We start from the raw sequence: 18,961 nt of genomic DNA on the forward strand, positions 1-18,961 counted from the left end.
GTAAACGATCGTACCGTTCCGCCCCCGGACGGCGAAAAAACCGAACAGTTACGCGGTTTCAGTCGGCTCACTGCGAAAACTGAACAGCAAAGTCTAATGGGAAGGCACACAAACCACCTGCTGATGCCTACCGTAGAATACCTCAACTACGAAGTACTGGACGACAACGGCTGGGACCTCGACGACGACGACCTCTTCGGTCAGGCGGCCGACGCCGGCTTGGACGCCGAAGACTACGGCACCCTCGAAGTCAATCAGGGAGAGTACATTCTCGAAGCCGCCGAGGCACAGGGCTACGACTGGCCCTTCTCGTGCCGCGCCGGTGCCTGTGCGAACTGCGCGGCCATCCTCAAAGAGGGCGAGATCGATATGGATATGCAGCAGATCCTCTCCGACGAGGAGGTCTCAGAAAAGAGCGTTCGCCTGACCTGCATCGGCTCGCCGGCGGCCGACGAGGTCAAGATCGTCTACAACGCGAAGCACCTCGACTACCTGCAGAACCGCGTCATCTGAACAACAGCGTACAACGTGCGTTAAACAGATGAACCGTATCCCGGGATCGCGCGGCCACCGATCCTCGGGAAATATCCACCATTAGACCATTTAACGGCTATTCTACGCTGAGACTTGGACTGCAAACAGAACCAGGTGTCGCTTTCAGCCGTGAGCTGTATGTCATCTAATTAACGGCGTTCACGGTGGTTAAACGGACGCGGGGCTTTGGAAGGGTGACGACTGCTCAGACCACCCGTTTCCGGCCTGAACTAACTCTTCCGACCGGTTTCTCTTTCAGCGTTAACCGCGTGTAGAACGGACTGCTTCCCCCGTAGTCAATCGGACAGTGTCTCAACGACATCGTCAACCGTGAAGAGACCGAGGTCGTCTCGCTCCTCGGCTGCTTCCTCCAGTGACGACGCGAACCCACTTCGGCTGAACAGTGCGTACTCGTAGTTCACCTCGCCGTCGGTCGGAGTCCACTCGATTTCCGGTGCCTCCTGTTCGAGTTGGGCTAGGACGTCGTACCCCATCGATTGTTGCTGGAATTTCGCCTCCCCGACCAGTAACGTGTCGCCGTTCGTCGGGGCCACGATATCGATCTCGCGTCCGTCGGTGTCCCACCACCGATCCGGGACTTCCGTGAACGTGTACACGTCCCCGTACTCGTAGAGAACTGCTCGTTGACAGAGTCGTTCGAACGTCGTACTGACGAAGTCCGGGAGATGTGGTTCGACGAGTTCGTCGTACGCATCTGCCCCGAACACTTCGTACCGGGACGAACGGCCGTGTACGAACCGGAACCAGAACGCGAACAGTTGGTCTCGGATTCGATACCGGCTGTTTCGACTCCGGGACGGATCAACGGTAACCGGATACTCCTGCTCGATTATCTGGAGTTCCCGCAGGCGCGAGAGGTAGTAACTCGCGCTGTTGGCGTTGATCCCGGCAGCTTGGATGATCTCGTTTCGCTTGTGGTTCCCCTCGGCCAACGCTTTCAGAACGGCGAAATACCGATCCACCTCATCCAGTTCCCGGTACAGGACGTCCTCGGGCTCCTCGTGGAGGCCGCCATCACGGAGTAGCAAGGTTTCCGTAATGTTCCCCTGTAGTGACTGCGTATCGTCCACAGCCCTGAGGTACTCCGGTGTTCCCCCGAACACGCCGTACGCGATTACCTGTTCGGCTGGCGCGTAGTTCGGGAAGAACTCCATCGCGGCAGCGAACGGGAGCGGGCCGATTTCGAGTTTCCCGTTCGGCCGTTTGGAGATGCGGCCGTACAGCGGTGAACTCCCGTCGAGCGCTATCTTGTGTATCATCCCGATCGCCGAGCCAGTCAGCACGAAGGTCGCAGCCGTATCTTCGACGTTGTGGTCCCAGAGCCGCTGAATGAGAGAAGGGAGCGCTTCGTTTTCGTCTACGAGGTACGGGAATTCGTCGAGGATCACGATTGCGTCCTGTTCAGCGAGATGCGTGAGAACGTTCTCCCAGTCCTTCCGAATCCGGTTGACTCCCGGGAACACCGTTGCAGCATCAGCGATGAAGGAGTCGAGTTGCTGCTCCGTCGTTCCGTGTGCAGCCTGATGGTACACCGCGTCGTCACGGTCTTCGATGGATTTGACGACGAGCGCTGTCTTCCCCATCCGCCGACGTCCGTAGACGACGCTCAACTCCGCAGAGTCACTCTCGTATAACTCGTGGAGCCTGTCGAGTTCCTGCTCTCGGTTGACGAACGCAGCCATGCTCTTACTTCGGCTCACCAGCACATAAAATGTGCATATAACGTAGTCCAGACTATCGTAGTTCAAGCTACGGTAGTTGAGACGACGATTCTTCAGCGTATGCGAGCACGGGGGAAAGAGAACCTTGTCATCTGACGATCGACGTTCGACACCCGCTCGGCGGCGGCTTTCGTCGAGAAAGTCGTTTTTCCGGAACAGCTACTTTTTCGGCGAGAGTTCGGAACTGACCGAGGACTGCTCCGACGAGCGACTGGCGGTTCTCCTCACAACGCTTGTACGTCTTCGCTCGTCACCACGCGTTCGTCTGGCAGGCGTGCGATACAGTCGTGACACAGAAAGAACTCGCCGCCGTCGTCGAGCTCGAGCGTCATTCCGCCCGTCGATTCCGTCTCGAACGACCAGAAGTCGCCGATGCCGCCGGCGATCCGAACGGATCGACCGCACCCGTCGCAGGGCTCACTCGTCATACCGAAGAACGGCACCCGGGGTAGATACGTCCTGCGGCGTCTGTCGTAGCGTTTGCGAGGCTTGATTCACGGACCGCACTGCGCTCGTTGCCAACTGATCGAGACGACCTCTCCCGGATCATTCTTACCGTGGGAGGTAGTATCATATGTCGATGAAACTGAACTGCGAGGGCTGCGCCGGTTGCTGCATCGATTGGCGGCCGCTCGCGGAGACGCCCTCCGATCACGAGCGCCGGGGACCGGGCGAACCGCTCGACGACGCGTACAACCTCGTGCCGCTGACGCGCGATGAGGTGGCTCGGTTCGTCGAGCGCGGTTTCGGTGACGTCCTGACGCCGCGGCTGTGGCGCGTCGACGAGGAGACGCCGGGCGTCGTCGTCGACGGCGTCCGAGTCGCCGCGCTCGACGGCCGCCCCGCCTTCTTCGTCGGCCTCCGGAAACCGCCGAAGCCGGTCGCGCCGTTCGAGACCGAGACGCGGTGGTTGCGAACCTGCGCCTTTCTCGATCCCGAGACGCTGCAGTGTCGGATCCACGGCTCCGAGAGCTACCCCACCGAGTGCGCGACGTATCCGAGCCACAACCTCGACCTCGGCGTCGAAACCGAGTGCGAGCGGGTCGAAGCGAAACAGGGCGGCGAGCGACTCCTCGACGGCACACCAGAGGCCGACAGTGCCGGATTGCTCCTCGGGCCACAGGCCGTCGGCGCGAAGGTGTTCGGCTATCCGGACCCCGCGGAACTCGCGGGCATCGTCGACCGGATGCGACGAGGCGCACTGACCGACACGGACCGTGCGGCGTTCGTCGGCGTCGCGGCGGGATCGCAACCGGGGTCGCTAGCAATCAACGACGAACGCGCCGCGGCCGCGACGGCCGACGTCCTCGACGCCGATTCGTGGGTGGGCCGGGCGATCGACGAGTGGATCGCCGCCGCCGATGAGGACGGCTCCCGTGCGATCGATCCGCCGCGCGCGGACGCCGTCGAAGTGTCTCGTGGAGCCCCCGAAACGCCCGGCTGGGACGCGGTCTCTGACCGACGGGCCGACGGTGCCTCCGGCGAGAACGGTTAACCTGACGCGGACCCAACCCTTTCGTATGAGAGTTCTCGTGACCGGTGCGACCGGCTTCGTCGGGAAGCGACTCGTTCCCGCGCTCCTCGCGGCCGGACACGACGTGACGGCGCTCGTCCGCGACGCGAGTCGATACGACCCGTACCCGTCCGTTCGCGTCGTTGAGGGCGACCTCCTCGAAGCCGGCAGCTTCGATGACGCCTTGGATGTCGACGTCGCGTACTACCTCGTCCACTCGATGCGTTCGGGGCCCGGTTTCGAGGAACGGGACAGACGCGCGGCGAAGAACTTCTCCACTGCGGCCGACGAACACGGCATTGGACGCGTGATCTATCTCGGTGGGCTCGGAGAGGACCGCGACCGCCTCTCGGAGCACCTCCGCTCGCGGCGCGAGGTCGAGCGCGTTCTCGCGGAGGGATCCTACGCGCTCACGACCCTGCGGGCGGCGATTCTGCTCGGCGCGGGCTCGGCGAGTTTCGAGATGATCGTGCAGTTGGCGTCGCGACTGCCGGTGATGGTGACGCCGCAGTGGGTCGAGACGCCCTGTCAGCCCGTCTTCGTCGACGACGCCATCGCGTACCTCGTCGGCGTTCTCGATGTCCCGGAGACGGCGGGCGAGACCTACGAGATCGGCGGCCCGGACGTGCTAACGTACCGTGAGATCCTGACCCACGTTGGTCGCATTCGCGGCCGCGAGCCGGTAATCGTCCCGATCCCGATCCTCTCGCCGACGCTCTCGTCGCTGTGGATCGGGTTCGTCACCGACGTCCCGGCGACGGTCGCCCGACCGCTGATCGAGGGGCTGAAAAATCCGGTCGTGGTGCGCGATCACCGAATCGAGTCGCTGATCGACGTCGACCGCACACCGTTCGACGAGGCCGTCCGTCGAGCGCTCGGGTACTGGAGCGACGACAACAGTGGGGAATCCGACGGCGCTGGCGACAAATCTAACAGCGCTAGCGACGAATCCGACGGCGCTAGTGACGGGGCTGATGGAACGACCGCCCACCGGATACCGTCCGCCGACACTACCGCCGGCGGGGAGTCGGATCGACAGACGAACCCCGATCCCGGTACCGAGCGCTGATGTCTCGATCGCACCCCCGCTATGAGTCCGATATCGAACTGTACGGTGACACGTGGGTCTATGAGAGCATCGTCGGAGCGATTCCCGGACTCGACCTCTCGGACGGACAGGCGATCGCGGTCCAATTCCTGCTCTTCGAGACGGGTGTCCTCGTCCTCGCGTGGCGCTACGGCCTCTGGTCGGCCGTGATACCGGGAACCGTCGCGGTGGGGGTCGCGGCCGCCGGGAGCGGGGTGATGCGGCAGTTCGGTCGAGGGACGCGTCGGCTCGATCTCCCGGAACCGTACCGCCGACTCCTGTTCGGATCGAGCATCGAGACCGTCCTCGGCGTCGTCGCCTTCGTCGGATTCGTCACGCACCTGTTCGTGTTCGACCCCCGCGTTGCCGACGTCCCGCTTCTCGAAGCGCTGTTCGGCTCCGAGCCGCCGGTTCCGGCGGTATTTCTGATGCTTCTGATCCTCTGGGACCTCTGTTACCGCATCGGCACCTCGTGGTGGGCGGCTGTCGTGGCGCTGTGGCGGTCGTGGCGGTACGCCTTCGATGCCGAGACGGTCCGTCGGCTCCGACGGTTGGACGCGCTCAACGTCGTTTTCGGCCTGACGCAGATCGCGTTGGTCCCGTTCCTCTTCGACCGTCCGGTCCTTCTCGTCGCCGTGGCCGGTCACGTGGTCGCGGTGACTGCCGTCTCGTTGGCGGCGATGGCGACGCTCACAGTCGAATCGGACCGATAGGATTGCGAAACCGTTACTCGCCTTGCATCCGCTTGAACTGATCGAGGAGCGCCTCCGTCGAGTCGCCGGAGTCGTATTCGATGGACCCTCGATACACCGTTCGGTCGTCCGAAAAGTCCGTATCGACTGTCCCGTTCTTCCGCTCACGACGCTCGTGTTCGTCGTCGTCGTATGCGCCCATCGACATGGTACACCATACCGTGTGAGTGGTACCCACATATATGTATCGCCGTTTTCACCGGTGATATTCGCGATCGTCGGACGGAACGACGCCTCCCGTCCGACAGTATAAACCGAGGGGCGCGCAACTGACACGTGTGGCACGTCCGATCCGCTTTCGACACGCACCCGGTCGCTGGACCGAAGACCGGGTGGTCGGTCAGATCTATCGCGACTTAGACCGCAATCTCGGCGCGATCCGTCGCCGTCCGTGGTTCAAACAGCCCGACCGATATCGAGGCGAGCGCTTCGAGATGGACAACGGCGATATCGCGCTGTTCCTGTGGAACGACGAGGAGGCCTACTGGCTCGGCAACACCGAGACGCCGGAGGCGCTCTGGCGCACGGACAAGTACAGCTTCGACGCTGTCCCCAACGACGTTTCGCGGTGGGCGACGCGGGAACTCACCGCGCAACTCCACGAGGAGACCCCGTGGCTCGAACCGTACCCGCACCTCTCGTGGTTCTTCCTCCCGGTCTTTCTCTCGAAGGACGGTCGCGAGACGACGCGGCAGTTCTTCGACGAACACGCGGCCGGGTTCCCCGACGCCACCCGCGAGGAGGCCTTGGAGTTCTACGAGACGTTCCTCCGCACTCGGGTCCTCGATCCGTGGCGCGAGGTGATGGCCGGCAAACTCGGGACCTCCGAGTACCTCGATCTCACGCGGATGACCGCCGCGATGGGCGAGTTCAACGCCGGGCACCTGCTGGTCGAGGCGGGCTACGAGATCACGCCGGAAATCGAGGTTTCGACCGGTCATGCGATCGACTACCGCGCGGAGGAGCCGGACAGCGAGGCCGTTCTCGTCGAGGTGACGCGCCCGACACCGATGGGGAAGCGACGGGCTGGCACCCCGGTCGCCGCCGTCCGCGACACGGCGGCGACGAAGTCCGACGGCCAGTTGGAGGAACACGGCGGCGGCGTCGTCCTCTTCGTCGACTGCTCGTCGTTCCCCGACGACGAGTGGCAGTCCGTCATCGCCGAGCGGCCCGAGGTCTATCACCGTCCGGCGGTCGTCTTCCGGCTTCGACCCGACGGTCACGTCGAGGGGTACACGAAAGGAAGCGTCCCGCTCACGCTCCCGTTCTAGCGATCGCTCGCGTTCGGCTCTAGAAATCGCTCACGCCGGCTCCAGTGTCGCTTGCGCTCCCGGTATCGGAGTCGCAATACCGATGGATCGCGAAAAAATCCCGCGACGTCTCTCAGAACGAGACCTGCTCTGGACCGCTTTCGCCCATCGCGTAGGCGTCGCGATCGCTGTAGTACCGCCGACCGATGGCCTCGTGGCCGAGACCGCAGAACAACGCCGACTGCGCGTCGTCGGCTGTGACGTAGGTTTCCGAGCCCGCACGGGCGAGTACGTCTCCGAGGCGGGCGGTCCCGTTGGGGAGTTCGATAGTCCGGTCGCCGTACGCCTCGATGAGTTCCTCTGTCGTCGCGGGGAACTCGTGAGCGTCGATGAGTTCGCCAGTGTGGTTCAAGCGCATTGCATCCGATTCTCTGTGCTCGACATTCTTAATGGTTTTATATGATGATATATTGAGTGGCTTAATTCTTTAATGATCATTAATTGCTGAAGTGTGACACGAGAACCGTTCGCACGGTCGCAAGGGCTTTGAGACGCCGTGGCCGACGTAGTACCGTGACTCGGGAACGCGACAGCGACGGCGTCGACGCCGCCGTGCACGACGCGCCAGCGGCCGATCTCCACGTCCATACCACCGCTTCGGACGGGATCCTTACGGTTTCCGAACTCCCGGTGGCGGCCCGGACGGGCGGTGTCGACGTCGTCGCCGTCACGGACCACGATCGCGTCCATCCCGAGCTGGACGCGCCGGTGCAGACGATCGACGACGTGACCGTCGTTCGGGGCATCGAGCTCCGGGTCGACGCCGGCGATCAGCGACTCGATCTCCTCGGATACGGGTTGGAAGCGACCGACGGGATCGACGCGGTAACGAGGCGCATCCAAGAGAACCGCAAGACGCGCGGGGCGGAAATCGTCGAACGCGTCGAAGCGCGCCTCGACGTCGATCTCGACATCGAGCTGGAAGATGGTATCGGGCGGCCGAACATCGCCCGCGCGATCGAGGCGAGCGATGCCCCGTACGACTTCGATTCGGCGTTCGAGGAACTGATCGGCACCGGCTGTCCCTGCTACGTCGAGCGCTATGTCCCCTCGTTCTCTGCGGGCGTGCGGGCCCTCCGCGACTCCTGTGCCGTCGTCGCGCTGGCGCACCCGTTCCGCTACGGCGACCCCGAGTCGGCGCTCGATCGCGCCCGTGAACTCGACGCAGTCGAACGGTTCTATCCGTACAGCGGGGCCAGCGCCGACGCGGAAGACCGCGCCTTGGTGGATGCCGTCGCCGACGAGGCGGACCTGCTGCTGACCGGCGGATCGGATGCGCACGATCGGGCCCTCGGGCTCGCGGGACCGCCGCCGTCGGCGTTCGATCCGATCGCCTCGCGTCTGTCGGGCGTCTGACCGCCCCGCCTGAACGCGCCGCTGGTTCTCGGAGCAGATAGCCGCGAGCGTAGACTTAAACCCCGGTGGGAACGTACGAAGCGTGTATGAAGTGCCACTACTGCGACCGGGACGCGGCGTACGCTGCGGAGAAAGACGGTATCAAAGTCGGCCTCTGTGAGCGACACTTCCGGACGCAGGTCGAGGCGTTAGCTGATTCTGAGGAGTTGGCGGCGATTCGCGAGCAGATCGATATCGACCGGACGGAGTAGCCCCCCCGAACGAGTCGTTCGCACGCTTCGGGTACTACCGCTCGTCTCGCAATGACCGTCCGCACTCCGGACACGCTTCATCGAGTATCGTGACAGACGCGTCGCAGTCCGGGCAGAACTCACGGTAACAGGCCTGATCTCCCATCGGTGTCCGTTCGCCGCCGAGACACAAATTACTAGCGACGTCGCTAGCGAGCGCTGTTCGACTTCCTTCGGCCGCACAAAAAATTCGGATCGTCGCTGGCGTTCGGCGCGCGGTTCGAGGCGTGACGTTGGGGGTGTGGTGGCGTGTTCAGACCGCTTTCACATTGCGCCGCCCATACCGCCCATTCCGCCCATGCCACCCATACCGCCGGGTGCACCGCCGGGCGCGCCGCCCTCGTCGCCGCCGTCGTCGCTGCCGCCGCCCTTGAGGTCGCCCGCGGCGATGACGTCGTCGATGCGGAGGATCATCACGGCCGCCTCGGTGGCGGACTCGATGGCCTGCGTCTTGACGCGGAGGGGTTCGACGACGCCGTCGTCCTCCATGTTCACGATGTCGCCGGTGTAGGCGTCCAGACCCGCGGAGGTGTCGCCGTCGGAGTGCTCCTTGCGGAGGTTGACGAGCGACTCGATGGGGTCGAGACCGGCGTTCTCCGCGAGGGTGCGCGGGATGATGTCGAGCGCCTCGGTGAACGCCTCGATCGCGAGCTGCTCGCGGCCGCCGACGGAGCTGGCGAACTCGCCGAGCTCCATCGACAGTTCGGTCTCGCTCGCGCCGCCGCCGGGCAGGACCTGCCCGTCTTCGAGCGTCGTGCGCACGACGCCGAGGGAGTCGTCGATGGCGCGTTCGAGCTCGTCGACGACGTGCTCGGTGCCGCCGCGGAGGATGAGCGTGACGGACTTCGCATCCTCGACGTCCTCGACGAAGATGCGCTCGTCGCCGCCGATGTCCTTCTGGGCGACGGAGCCGGCGAAGCCGAGGTCGTCGGCCTCGATGTCGTCGAGCGAGCCGACGACGTTGCCGCCGGTCGCGCGGGCGAGGCGCTTCAGGTCGGAGGACTTCGCGCGGCGAACCGCGAGGATACCCTCCTTCGCGAGGTAGTGCTGGGCCATGTCGTCGATGCCGTCACCGACGAAGACGACGTCGGCACCGACGTCGACGAGCTGATCGACCATTTCCTTCAGCTGCTCTTCCTCTTGGTCGAGGAACTGCTGGAGCTGGTCGGGGTCGGTGACGTTGACTTCCGCGTCGATCTCGGTCTCGCGAACTTCGAGGGCCCCGTCGAACAGCGCGACGTTGGCGTCCTCGACGCCGAAGGGCATGTTCTCGTGGACGCGTTCCTTGTCGACGATGACGCCCTCGACGAGCTCGGAGTTGTCGATCGAGCCGCCGACGACCTTCTCGACGGAGACGTTGTCGATGTCGATGCCGTCGTCGTCGGCGACGGCCAGCACGGCGTCGACGACGAGTTCGGCGAGCAGGTCCTTCGAGGACTCCGCACCCTTGCCGGTCATCGCCGTCTCGGCGATCTTGACGAGGGTCTCGCGGTCGTCCTCGCCGACTTCGATGGCGTTCTCCTCGAGGATCTCCTTGGCCTTCTCGGCGGCTTGGCGGTACCCCTGCGCGATGGTGGTCGCGTGGACGTCCTGCTCGATGAGCTCCTCGGCCTGATCGAGGAGTTCACCGGCGACGACGACGGCGGTCGTGGTGCCGTCGCCGACCTCGTCCTCCTGCGTCTCGGAGACTTCGACGATCATGTTCGCCGCGGGATGATCGATGTCCATCTCCTTGAGGATCGTGACGCCGTCGTTCGTGACGACGACGTTGCCCGTGGAGTCGACGAGCATCTTGTCCATTCCTTTCGGACCGAGCGTGGTCCGTACGGATTCGGCGACCGCTTTGCCCGCCGAGATATTCATCGACTGCGCGTCTTTACCCTGTGTGCGCTGGGAGTCTTCGCCCAGAATGATCATCGGCTGACCCTGCTGCATTCGCTGAGACATATTCGCTCCGATGATTGTTTGTGCTTCTATATAAACGCGTCGCTACCGGCATCGGAAGTGGCTCCATACGCTCGATAGTGGGTGTTAACATCTAACATATATGCTATTTATATATCCCGTTCACTGTCCGTTGTGTAAAGTTCTATTACGTCGACCGACAGTGTACCGGGCGATGGTACTCCGGGAGTTCATCGACGAGTTCGCCGACGGGAGCGCGGACGCCTCCCTATCGATCGTCAACGGCGAACAGCCCCCGATGGTCGCCCGGATGCTGAACTCGCTCTTCGACGAGCAGCCGGTGGCCGTCTCGGAGGTCGCTCGCGTGCTCTCGGATTCGGACGTCATCCAACTCCGCCGCGACGGCACCGTGGTTTCCCAATCGGAGTTTCGCGACGTCCGCGACGCGGTTCTCGCGGTCAATTCGGACCTCTACATCACCGGGTCGCGTCCGCTCGAAGACGTGGAGACGCCCGCGGTGATCCGCGATCTCGAGGGAACCAGATTCCGCGTTCGCGGGTATCCGGCCGGCACGAAGGGAAAGCTCCTCCTCATCGAAATCTCCCGGTACATCGAGTCGCTGGCGCTCCGTCACGGCGACGGTGAGCTCCACACCGGATTTCAGCGACTCTCGCGCATTGTCGACGAGCGGGGCACTCAGCGCGCCTACGAGAAACTCGCGGACACCGACCTCGACGTTCACATCTACGGTATCGGCGAGGCCGACGCGCTCGCCTCTCATCCGGTCACCGTCCACAACGACGACGTCGAGGAGATCCGCCGCGGCTGGTTCGTCGTCTTCTCACCCCCGCCGGTTTCCGACGAGACCGGCGCGGCGCTCATCGCCGTCACCGACGACGACGTCGAATGGGACGGTATCTGGCTGATCGACATCGACGCCGCGCGAAAAGTCTCGGGGTATCTCTCGACGGAATACGGCGCGGAGTAGCGGCTGCGATCGGACCGAGCGCTACCCGGACTGACGCACGTCGAACCCCTGCGTGAGTTCGTTGTGCTTCCGTTCGAGGAAGGAGTACACCGCACCGTGCGGCGCACCGTCGAGAATCATCCCGACGGCGCGTCGGACCGCCTCGACCTCCTCGGGCTGGCCGATGACGCCGAGTGTCGTGCCCTTGATCACGACTTCCGCGCCCGTGAGTTCCTCCATCAGCTCTCTCGTCCGGCCGTTCTCGCCGATGAGCCGACCTTTCTGTCGCTTGAGGTCGTTCTTGTTTCGGGTGTGTGATTCGAGGTCGACGAGTTCGAACGTCCGGAGCTCCCCGTCCAGCAGCGACAGTGCGGATTCGGGCGTGAAGCCTCGACCGATCGCGCGGACGATGTCGGGGGCGACCATCCCGCTGACGGGGTCGCCGACGTCGTCGATGGCGACCGACCCGCTCTCGGAATCGATGTCGAGACGGACTTCGGCGCGACTTTCGATCTCGCGCATCGTCTCACCCCCCTCGCCGATGAGGACGCCGATGCGGTCTTGGGGGATCGTTACGTGTTTCATACGGCCGAATACCCGGTGGAGCCGTTTAAGAGTTTGTTCGTCGATCGGTTCGCGGTGCGTGCTCTCCGGACTCCGCTCAGCCCATCGTCGTCAGGTCCGGCCGTCGTCACCGCGGTCGTCGAGATCGCTCGGTGCCTCGGGGTCCCCGCTCGGATCCGCCTCGACCGCGGTGACAAACTCGTACAGTTCGTCCTCGCTCACGTCGAGGCCCTGCCGGCCGAAAAAGGCGGCCACGTTGCGGCAGTCTCGGCGGAGGAACTCTCCGGCGTTCGGGTGGTGGACGGTCACCGCCTGCCCGAGGTCGATCACGACGAGTTCGCCGTCGTGGATGATCATATTGTATTCGGAGAGGTCGCCGTGGACGAGCCCCGCAGCGTGGAGTCGACGCATATACTCCGAGACGACTTCGTAGGCTGTCTCGGGATTCTCGACGTCGACCTCGGCGAGCCTTCGCGCTCGCTCTTCGACGAGTCCGACGAGCTCCATCACGAGGACGTTGCGCTCGACGGCGATCGGCCGCGGAACGCGAACGCCCGCCTGTCGGGCGCGTTCGAGGTTCGCGAACTCCTTTTGGGTCCACGCGAGCACGACCTGTTTCTTGTCGTTGCCGATCCCCTCGAATCGCGGGTCGCCCTCGAGATACTCCCGCATCTGCCGGAAGTTCGAGGCGTTGATCCGGTAGATCTTCACGGCGACATCGCGCTCCGCTCCGTCGTCGCTGCCGAGCGCCTCGTAGACGTTCGCCTCCTTACCGGTCGAGATCGGCCCGCCGAACGCATCGATGTGGCCGTCTTGGACGAGTTTGTAGATCGCGGCGAACGTGGCGTCGTCGAAGACCGACTGCTCGACTTTGAACTGGTCGGCGTCCTTCAACCGCTTGCGGAACTCGTCGAACTCGCGGTCCCGTCGACGGGCGATTCTGTCGGCTTCGGTGTCGGAAACGTCGATCTCTTCCCACTCGTCGCCCGGGGCGTCAGCCTCGTCGGGAGCTAAAAAACCGTAGTCGTCGGAGTCTGTCACTGAATGTGTCCTTCCTCGCGGAGCTGGTCGGCCTCGGACTTCTCGTAGCGCCAGGTGATATCGCCCTTCTCGTCCTGCCAGTCCCACGGTTCGACGAGCACCACGTCGTCCTCGCGGATCCAGATCCGCTTTTGCATTCGACCGGGGATACGCGCGGTGCGCTCGACGCCGTCGGCGCACCGGACTTTCACGCGGTTCGCTCCGAGCATATTCGTGACGACGGCGAACACCTCGTCGTCGTCGGGCATCCGGAGGTCCCGCCGCCCTCCGTTCTCGTCGTCGCTCATACGCGGGCGTTCGTCGCGCCCCGGTTTAAGTTCTGCGAGAGTCGACGAAATCGGCTTTGGAGGCGAATTTCGTCACTCGCGGCGAATTCGTCTGGGGACGGTGCGCAGCCGAGACCGACAGACGACAGTCTCATAGGCCCACCGTCGGTAGCGGCCGGTATGGCAACTGATAGGCTTCTCGTCTCCGGCGGTCGGGTGTTGCACCCGGACGCGAGTGTCACCGAAGCGGACGTGCTCATCGATCGCGATGCTGGGCGGATCGAGGCCGTCGAATCAGGGCTGTCGACCGAATACGATGTCAGCGAGACGCTCGACGCCTCGGGCGGACTCGTGATTCCCGGGCTCGTGAACGCGCACACGCACGTCGCGATGACGCTGCTCCGCGGCTACGCCGACGACAAACCGCTCGACGCGTGGCTGCGGGAGGACATCTGGCCCGCGGAGGCCGAACTCACCGCCGAGGACGTCCGCGCCGGGACCGAGTTGGGACTCGTCGAGATGATCCGCTCGGGGACGACGACGTTCGCGGATATGTACTTCCACGTGCCAGAGGTCGTCGAGGCCGTCGACGAGGCGGGGATGCGCGCCCGCGTCGGCCACGGCGTCGTCACCGTCGGCAAGGACGAGGCCGACGCCCGCGCGGACGTCGAAGAGAGCCTCGACGTGGCCCGCGAGTACGACGGCGCAGCCGACGGCCGGGTCCGGACGGCCGTGATGCCGCACTCACTGACGACCGTCGATGAGTCCCTGTTCCGCGAGGCCATCGCTGCGGCTCGCGAGGACGGAATTCCGATCCACACGCACGCGAACGAGACCGCCGACGAAGTCGACCCGATCGTCGAGGAACGCGGCGTGCGGCCGCTCGCGTACGCGGACGACCTCGGAGTGCTCTCCGACGCCGACTTCCTCGCGCACGGGGTCCACGTCGACGACAGCGAGATCGACCTCCTCGCCGAGCGCGGCACGGCGGTCGTCCACTGCCCGGCGTCGAATATGAAGCTCGCGTCGGGAATCGCGCCCGTGCAGAAGTTGCTCGACGCGGGCGTGACTGTCGGCCTCGGCACCGACGGCGCGGCCTCGAACAACGACCTCGACCTCTTCGACGAGCTGCGAGACGCCGCGATGATCGGGAAGCTCGGCGCTGACGACGCGTCGGCGGTGCCCGCCGAGGCAGCAGTCCGGATGGCGACCGAGGGCGGCGCGCGGGCGCTGTCGCTGCCGGGCGGACGGGTCGAAGTCGGCGGAGCCGCGGACCTCGCGATCGTCGACCTCGATGCGCCCCACCTCGCTCCGGCGCACGACCTCGTGAGCCACCTCGCGTACGCCGTCCGCGGCTCCGACGTCCGACACACGGTCTGCGACGGCCAAGTCCTGATGCGTGATCGCGAACTCAAGACGCTCGACGAGCGGGAGATTGTCGAGGTGGCGCGCCGGCGCGCGGTCGATCTCGTCGCCCGCGCTGAGTGAGAACGCGACGTCGGAGACTCGTTCCGGTCGGTAGCTCTCTTCTCGTCTGCGCCGCGGCCGTACGCCGCTGGTCGATCCTGTCGCGAGCAGCTATTCTCCGGTAGAGTCCAATCCACGTTCTCTCGAATGTATGGGGTCGGTACGGAGTACGCGATCACTGACGAACTCCCCCCGTGTCGAACGCTGCGTATCTCCAAAATCACTAGAAAAATATTTAGACAAATAACAAATATAAGATTAACGTGAAATTCTAAAAAGGATAAAGAATCGGAATATAGCCGATAAACTGGTTAATATTGTATAAAAATACATAACAAAAAATATATTCTTACTTAAAGCTATCAACTTCTATACTTATCGATGGGATGAGCTACATCCGATCGTGTTTCCGCTCACGCCGGTGGTGGGGTCACGCGCTCGCGACGTGCGAGCCGTCCGCCCACTCAGGGGATAATGAGCTGTCTGATGCCCGACCCCGAATCCAGTTCCGAAAGCGCCTCGTTGACCTCGTCGAGGGTCCGTTCACCGCTGATGAGGGGATCGAGATCGAACCGACCTCGTGCCACCATCTCGGCGAGTTTGGGGATGGCCGTCGGGAGGTCGTACGATCCGTTGAACGAGCCGACGATCGACCGCTCGCCGAGCACGACGTCGAAGTAATTCAACTCCGTCTCCTTCGTGCCTCGCGGCGGCGCTCCGACGAGAACGGCCGTTCCGAGCGGAGCGAGCGACTCGATCGCCTGCTCGGCGACGCCGACGTTCCCCACGATCTCGAACGCGTAATCGACCCCGTCGTCCACGATGTCACGTATCTGTTCGACGGGGTCGGCGACGCCGGAATTCACGGTGTGCGTCGCCCCGAGATCCGCGGCGAGATCGAGCTTTTCGTCGACGAGATCCACCGCGATGACCCGCCCTGCACCCCGAACGTCCGCCGCTTGAATCGCGGAGAGCCCGACGCCACCGCACCCGAAAATGGCGATGTCCGCCCCGGGTTCGATGTCCGCGGTGTTCATCACCGCGCCGGCACCGGTGAAGACCCCGCATCCCAAAAGCGACGCGTGTCTGATGGGGATCTCGTCGGTGACCGGGATCGCGACCTCCTCGGTGACGATAGTGTACTCGCTGAACGAGGACACGCCGTGACAGTGGTAGATCGGAGATCCGTCGAGCCGAAAGCGACGGGCCCCCGTCCGGAGTGTCCCCGCTTTACGCGCTTGCACCCGGCGCTCACAGAGGTTCGAGCGTCCGATACGGCAGTACTCACACCGCCCGCAGGACATCCGTCCGAGCACGACCTGTTGGCCGACTTCGACGGTGGTGACGTCGTCGCCGACGGCTTGGACATAACCTGCTCCCTCGTGGCCCATCACGAACGGGTACTGCTTGTCGTGGTGGCCGCGACTCATCGAGATGTCGCTGTGACAGAGACTGGCGGCTCCGATCTCGATCAGTACCTCGGTTCCGGTCGGCGCTTCGACGTCTATCTCTGCGGTTCGTACGGGCCGCTCTGTCGCGAAGTCCCCGGACTCTAGCGGTCCCATCAGGACGGCTGCGGTCGATTTCATAGGTGATCTAATGCTGTCTGGGTGGTCGAATTCGGCTGCTGATCGGGCATCTCAGAGAGTCCGAACGGGGTTGTTCATCACCCGCTCGCGCTCGGCAGTGTCGATCGTCTCGAGGCCGGTGTTCCGGAGTAACTCGTCGATCCGTTCGACCTCTTCGGCCGACGGTGCGGGCATCGGGGGGCGCATATACGGGTGAGAGATGAAGCCGCGAAGCCACGTGGCCACCTTGTAGCGCGGGTGGAGACGCGTCTTGTTCTCGGCGTAGATGTACTCGTGGAGGTCGCGGAGGCCACCCTCCCAGATCTCTGTCGCCTCGGCGACGTCGCCGCGCTTCCAAGCCAGATAGTGCTCCAGCATCGGCTCCAACGCGTAGTTGAGAGAGCCGGAGATACTCCCGTCGAAAGCACCGGAATCGAGCATCTCGTGGTAGTAACTGCCCGAGGCGCACATCACGTTCACCTCCGGGTCGAGCTCGCGAATCGCCTTGGCGATCTCGTCGTATCCCTCGGCGTTGTACGTCATCTTCCACCCGACGACGTTCTCCACTTCACGCAGTACCGCTGTTGTGGGCTCGCGCGGTAGCCCCGCGCCGTACTCGGCCGATAGCGGCGCGGTGGGGTGGACGATAATCGGGAGGTCGGCGACGTCAGCGACCGACCTGACGTGGTCGACCCACACTTCGGGATACGCCTGTGATCCCCCGGCGGTGATCACTTCGAGGCTTCCCATCGGCGGCAGGAGGAAGATCCCGTCTGCCCCCCACGCTTCGACCGATTCCGCCCGTTCGAGTACCTCATCACGGCGCAACCCGAAGACGCCCACGAACGTCGGTACCGCGTCGTCGATTACGTCGAGGGCGAACTGCGTCGTCTCTTCGTACTCGTCGTCGGTCATATAGAACACCTCGCCCGCCTCCGGGTTGACGACGAGACCGCCGTGTTCGAGGAAGGTCTCATTCGAGAGGTGATACTGCAGGAAGGCCTCGTAGGCCTCGTAGTCCACCTCGAACGATCCCGCCTCGAACGGTGTGATCAGCGCGTTGTACAACTTATCGTACGTGGATCGACCTCGATATGGCATTCGTGTACACGTCTCAGTCTCGTCGGCACCACATAAAGATACGGTCTGGCTGCGAGAGGTTCCATACCGGTTGTTTAGCCGGTATTCGACGTTTCTGTACGCCGCCGAGGTTAGTTTCCACTGAGGGGACTGTTGCACACCTCGTCGACCGGGAACTCCGACGGAGACGTGTGACCGGTGAAGTCGGGCCAGTCGGCGGGGGAACGCTCCTGCCACTCCGCGAAGACGTCCTCGCCGACCCGTTCTTCGGACTCCGGAACCCGGCCGATGTTATCGAGCGCCTCCTCCAAGAGATCGGTCGCGAAGATCTCCTCCGCCGGCACGGTCTCTTCGATGTACCCCTGACACGCAAGGAACTCCTGGTGAGCCAGTATGTCGTCAGTCCACAAGCGCCCGTTCTTGTTGTGGAAGTAGGGGACGGCGGTCCGGATGGAGGACTCTGGATTGTCGAGCGCCTCGGCGACGAGCGGTGCGACGTCGTCGCTCGCGAGGCCACCCAAGTCGTAGTACGTCCGAATTCCCTCGATATACGCTTCGAGCCACCTACGAGCGACACCTCGGCGCTGATTCTCGAAGGGGCCACCGATCGTGATCCCCGCGATCTGCACGTTCGGTGCCGATTGGTTCGAGTACTCGATGAACTCGGCGTCCGTTCGCTCCTCCATCAGCGGTCCGAGGGGATCGATGATCTGGGCGATATCGATCGCGCCCGAATCGATCGCGGAGATCATCTGTGGGAACGGCATCGTCTCGACGTTGATGTTGTCCCACGAGAGGTTGTCGTTGACCGCGATCGACCGGGCCAGCATGTATTCGCTGACCGACGCCGTGGTGTTCAGCGCGATCGTCACCGGCGTTTCGACGTCCGCCAACGACATCCCGTCTTCGTGGAGGTCACTCCTGATGTAGTACCGGTTCCCGACTGGTAGTCCGGGCGTCGAACTCGCCTCGTCGGCGACGAGGCTGATGGGAATGTCGTCGCTGATCGCGTTGAACGTGCTGGCCCCGACAGCGCCGATCGAAATGTCGAGTTGACCGGTCGCCAGTTGGGTTGTCACCCTCGATGCGGCGATAGAGGTCGCCAACTCGAGCTCGATCCCCCGTTCCTCGAAGTACCCTTGCTCTCTGGCGACCCAGATGGGCGCGGTCGCCGAGGCCGGAACGAACGACATCCGGACGGATTCCATCGATCCGTTCGCTGGGTTCGATGTCGTCGTCGGCCCGCTCGTTTCCGTGCCCCCGCTCGACGAGTCGCCGCTGTCTCCTCCCCCACTGTCGCCCCCGCTCGAACAGCCGGCTAATGCCCCGGCGAGCGTTGCGGCACCGGCCGCCAAGAACTTTCGCCGGTTCGTAAACCGCCCCGTCGACGTCGAGGACCCACCTGTCGGTGAGTTGCTACTGTACCCCTGACTATCCCGCATGGTATTTTCTCGCACACTGTGTGAGTTACTATAACAGCGTATATATTTTTCTATTTATGTGACTGGAGAGAACTTCT

At 63.7% G+C, this 18,961-nt stretch carries 20 protein-coding genes; 9 read left to right on the plus strand and 11 right to left on the minus strand.

Annotation, left to right across the window (positions count from 1 at the left end; genetic code table 11):
- Positions 1-123 precede the first annotated feature (123 nt).
- On the plus strand, positions 124-513 hold the full coding sequence (gene fer / locus U5919_RS10285) for a ferredoxin Fer (RefSeq protein WP_336024105.1): 390 nt from the start codon (positions 124-126) through the stop codon (positions 511-513).
- Positions 514-830: 317 nt separating this feature from the next.
- Here fer and U5919_RS10290 read toward each other — a convergent pair whose 3' ends face one another.
- Complete coding sequence (locus U5919_RS10290) at positions 831-2,237, minus strand: ATP-binding protein (protein ID WP_336024106.1); 1,407 nt, start codon at positions 2,235-2,237, stop codon at positions 831-833.
- Between the two features lie 263 nt (positions 2,238-2,500).
- The gene (locus U5919_RS10295; RefSeq protein WP_336024108.1) at positions 2,501-2,704 is read right to left on the minus strand and encodes a DUF7561 family protein; all 204 of its coding nucleotides are present in this window, start codon (positions 2,702-2,704) and stop codon (positions 2,501-2,503) included.
- A gap of 152 nt (positions 2,705-2,856) precedes the next feature.
- On the opposite strand from U5919_RS10295, the gene U5919_RS10300 reads away from it, so the two are divergent.
- Genes U5919_RS10300 through U5919_RS10310 form a run of 3 tightly spaced genes read left to right on the plus strand, consistent with a single transcriptional unit; the run spans position 2,857 to position 5,589 of the window.
- Complete coding sequence (locus U5919_RS10300) at positions 2,857-3,771, plus strand: YkgJ family cysteine cluster protein (protein WP_336025559.1); 915 nt, start codon at positions 2,857-2,859, stop codon at positions 3,769-3,771.
- A 25-nt stretch (positions 3,772-3,796) separates the two neighbouring features.
- Positions 3,797-4,858: an NAD(P)H-binding protein gene (locus tag U5919_RS10305; protein ID WP_336024110.1), complete on the plus strand. Its 1,062-nt coding sequence runs from the start codon at positions 3,797-3,799 to the stop codon at positions 4,856-4,858.
- Complete coding sequence (locus U5919_RS10310) at positions 4,858-5,589, plus strand: DUF7530 family protein (protein ID WP_336024112.1); 732 nt, start codon at positions 4,858-4,860, stop codon at positions 5,587-5,589. The genes U5919_RS10305 and U5919_RS10310 overlap by 1 nt, the downstream gene beginning before the upstream one ends.
- A gap of 13 nt (positions 5,590-5,602) precedes the next feature.
- Here U5919_RS10310 and U5919_RS10315 read toward each other — a convergent pair whose 3' ends face one another.
- Entirely contained in the window at positions 5,603-5,776 is a 174-nt protein-coding gene (locus U5919_RS10315) for a DUF5786 family protein (RefSeq protein ID WP_336024114.1), read from the minus strand.
- Positions 5,777-5,906: 130 nt separating this feature from the next.
- On the opposite strand from U5919_RS10315, the gene U5919_RS10320 reads away from it, so the two are divergent.
- Entirely contained in the window at positions 5,907-6,899 is a 993-nt protein-coding gene (locus U5919_RS10320; RefSeq protein WP_336024115.1) for a DUF5784 family protein, read from the plus strand.
- Between the two features lie 112 nt (positions 6,900-7,011).
- Here the strand turns inward: U5919_RS10320 and U5919_RS10325 are convergent, their stop codons facing one another.
- A complete protein-coding gene (locus U5919_RS10325) occupies positions 7,012-7,296 on the minus strand; it encodes a DUF5789 family protein (RefSeq protein WP_336024117.1) in 285 nt (94 codons plus the stop codon).
- A gap of 155 nt (positions 7,297-7,451) precedes the next feature.
- Between U5919_RS10325 and U5919_RS10330 the strand changes: the two genes are divergently transcribed.
- Positions 7,452-8,294 carry a PHP domain-containing protein gene (locus U5919_RS10330; RefSeq protein ID WP_425604216.1) on the plus strand — a complete coding sequence of 281 codons (843 nt, stop codon included), beginning with the start codon at positions 7,452-7,454 and terminating at the stop codon, positions 8,292-8,294.
- An 86-nt stretch (positions 8,295-8,380) separates the two neighbouring features.
- Positions 8,381-8,545 carry a DUF6757 family protein gene (locus tag U5919_RS10335; protein WP_175454563.1) on the plus strand — a complete coding sequence of 55 codons (165 nt, stop codon included), beginning with the start codon at positions 8,381-8,383 and terminating at the stop codon, positions 8,543-8,545.
- A gap of 303 nt (positions 8,546-8,848) precedes the next feature.
- Here U5919_RS10335 and thsA read toward each other — a convergent pair whose 3' ends face one another.
- Positions 8,849-10,501, minus strand: a complete 1,653-nt coding sequence (gene thsA / locus U5919_RS10340) for a thermosome subunit alpha (protein WP_336025561.1) — start codon at positions 10,499-10,501, stop codon at positions 8,849-8,851.
- A gap of 202 nt (positions 10,502-10,703) precedes the next feature.
- Here thsA and U5919_RS10345 point away from each other — a divergent pair, with 202 nt between their 5' ends.
- Positions 10,704-11,477: a DICT sensory domain-containing protein gene (locus U5919_RS10345; protein ID WP_336024119.1), complete on the plus strand. Its 774-nt coding sequence runs from the start codon at positions 10,704-10,706 to the stop codon at positions 11,475-11,477.
- A 21-nt stretch (positions 11,478-11,498) separates the two neighbouring features.
- Here U5919_RS10345 and U5919_RS10350 read toward each other — a convergent pair whose 3' ends face one another.
- The 3 genes from U5919_RS10350 to eif1A all read right to left on the minus strand — a co-directional run bounded on the left by U5919_RS10350 (position 11,499) and on the right by eif1A (position 13,348).
- Entirely contained in the window at positions 11,499-12,041 is a 543-nt protein-coding gene (locus U5919_RS10350) for a KH domain-containing protein (protein ID WP_336024121.1), read from the minus strand.
- Between the two features lie 90 nt (positions 12,042-12,131).
- On the minus strand, positions 12,132-13,061 hold the full coding sequence (gene rio1 / locus U5919_RS10355; RefSeq protein ID WP_336024123.1) for a serine/threonine-protein kinase Rio1: 930 nt from the start codon (positions 13,059-13,061) through the stop codon (positions 12,132-12,134).
- Positions 13,058-13,348, minus strand: coding sequence for a translation initiation factor eIF-1A (eif1A, locus tag U5919_RS10360; RefSeq protein ID WP_049985645.1), 291 nt, complete (start codon positions 13,346-13,348; stop codon positions 13,058-13,060). Before eif1A ends, rio1 begins: the two co-directional genes overlap by 4 nt.
- A gap of 159 nt (positions 13,349-13,507) precedes the next feature.
- Here eif1A and U5919_RS10365 point away from each other — a divergent pair, with 159 nt between their 5' ends.
- Positions 13,508-14,815 (plus strand): amidohydrolase, encoded by a 1,308-nt coding sequence (locus U5919_RS10365; protein ID WP_336024125.1) that lies wholly within the window; start codon positions 13,508-13,510, stop codon positions 14,813-14,815.
- Positions 14,816-15,258: 443 nt separating this feature from the next.
- On the opposite strand, the gene U5919_RS10370 is transcribed toward U5919_RS10365, so the two are convergent.
- The 3 genes from U5919_RS10370 to U5919_RS10380 form a co-directional block, all read right to left on the minus strand.
- Complete coding sequence (locus tag U5919_RS10370; protein WP_336024126.1) at positions 15,259-16,383, minus strand: zinc-binding dehydrogenase; 1,125 nt, start codon at positions 16,381-16,383, stop codon at positions 15,259-15,261.
- A gap of 51 nt (positions 16,384-16,434) precedes the next feature.
- On the minus strand, positions 16,435-17,463 hold the full coding sequence (locus U5919_RS10375) for a dihydrodipicolinate synthase family protein (protein ID WP_336024127.1): 1,029 nt from the start codon (positions 17,461-17,463) through the stop codon (positions 16,435-16,437).
- A 110-nt stretch (positions 17,464-17,573) separates the two neighbouring features.
- The gene (locus U5919_RS10380; protein WP_336024128.1) at positions 17,574-18,899 is read right to left on the minus strand and encodes an ABC transporter substrate-binding protein; all 1,326 of its coding nucleotides are present in this window, start codon (positions 18,897-18,899) and stop codon (positions 17,574-17,576) included.
- Between the last annotated feature and the right edge of the window lie 62 nt (positions 18,900-18,961).

Source organism: Halobellus sp. LT62 (assembly GCF_037031285.1).
Classification (GTDB): Archaea; Halobacteriota; Halobacteria; order Halobacteriales; family Haloferacaceae; genus Haloquadratum; species Haloquadratum salinisoli.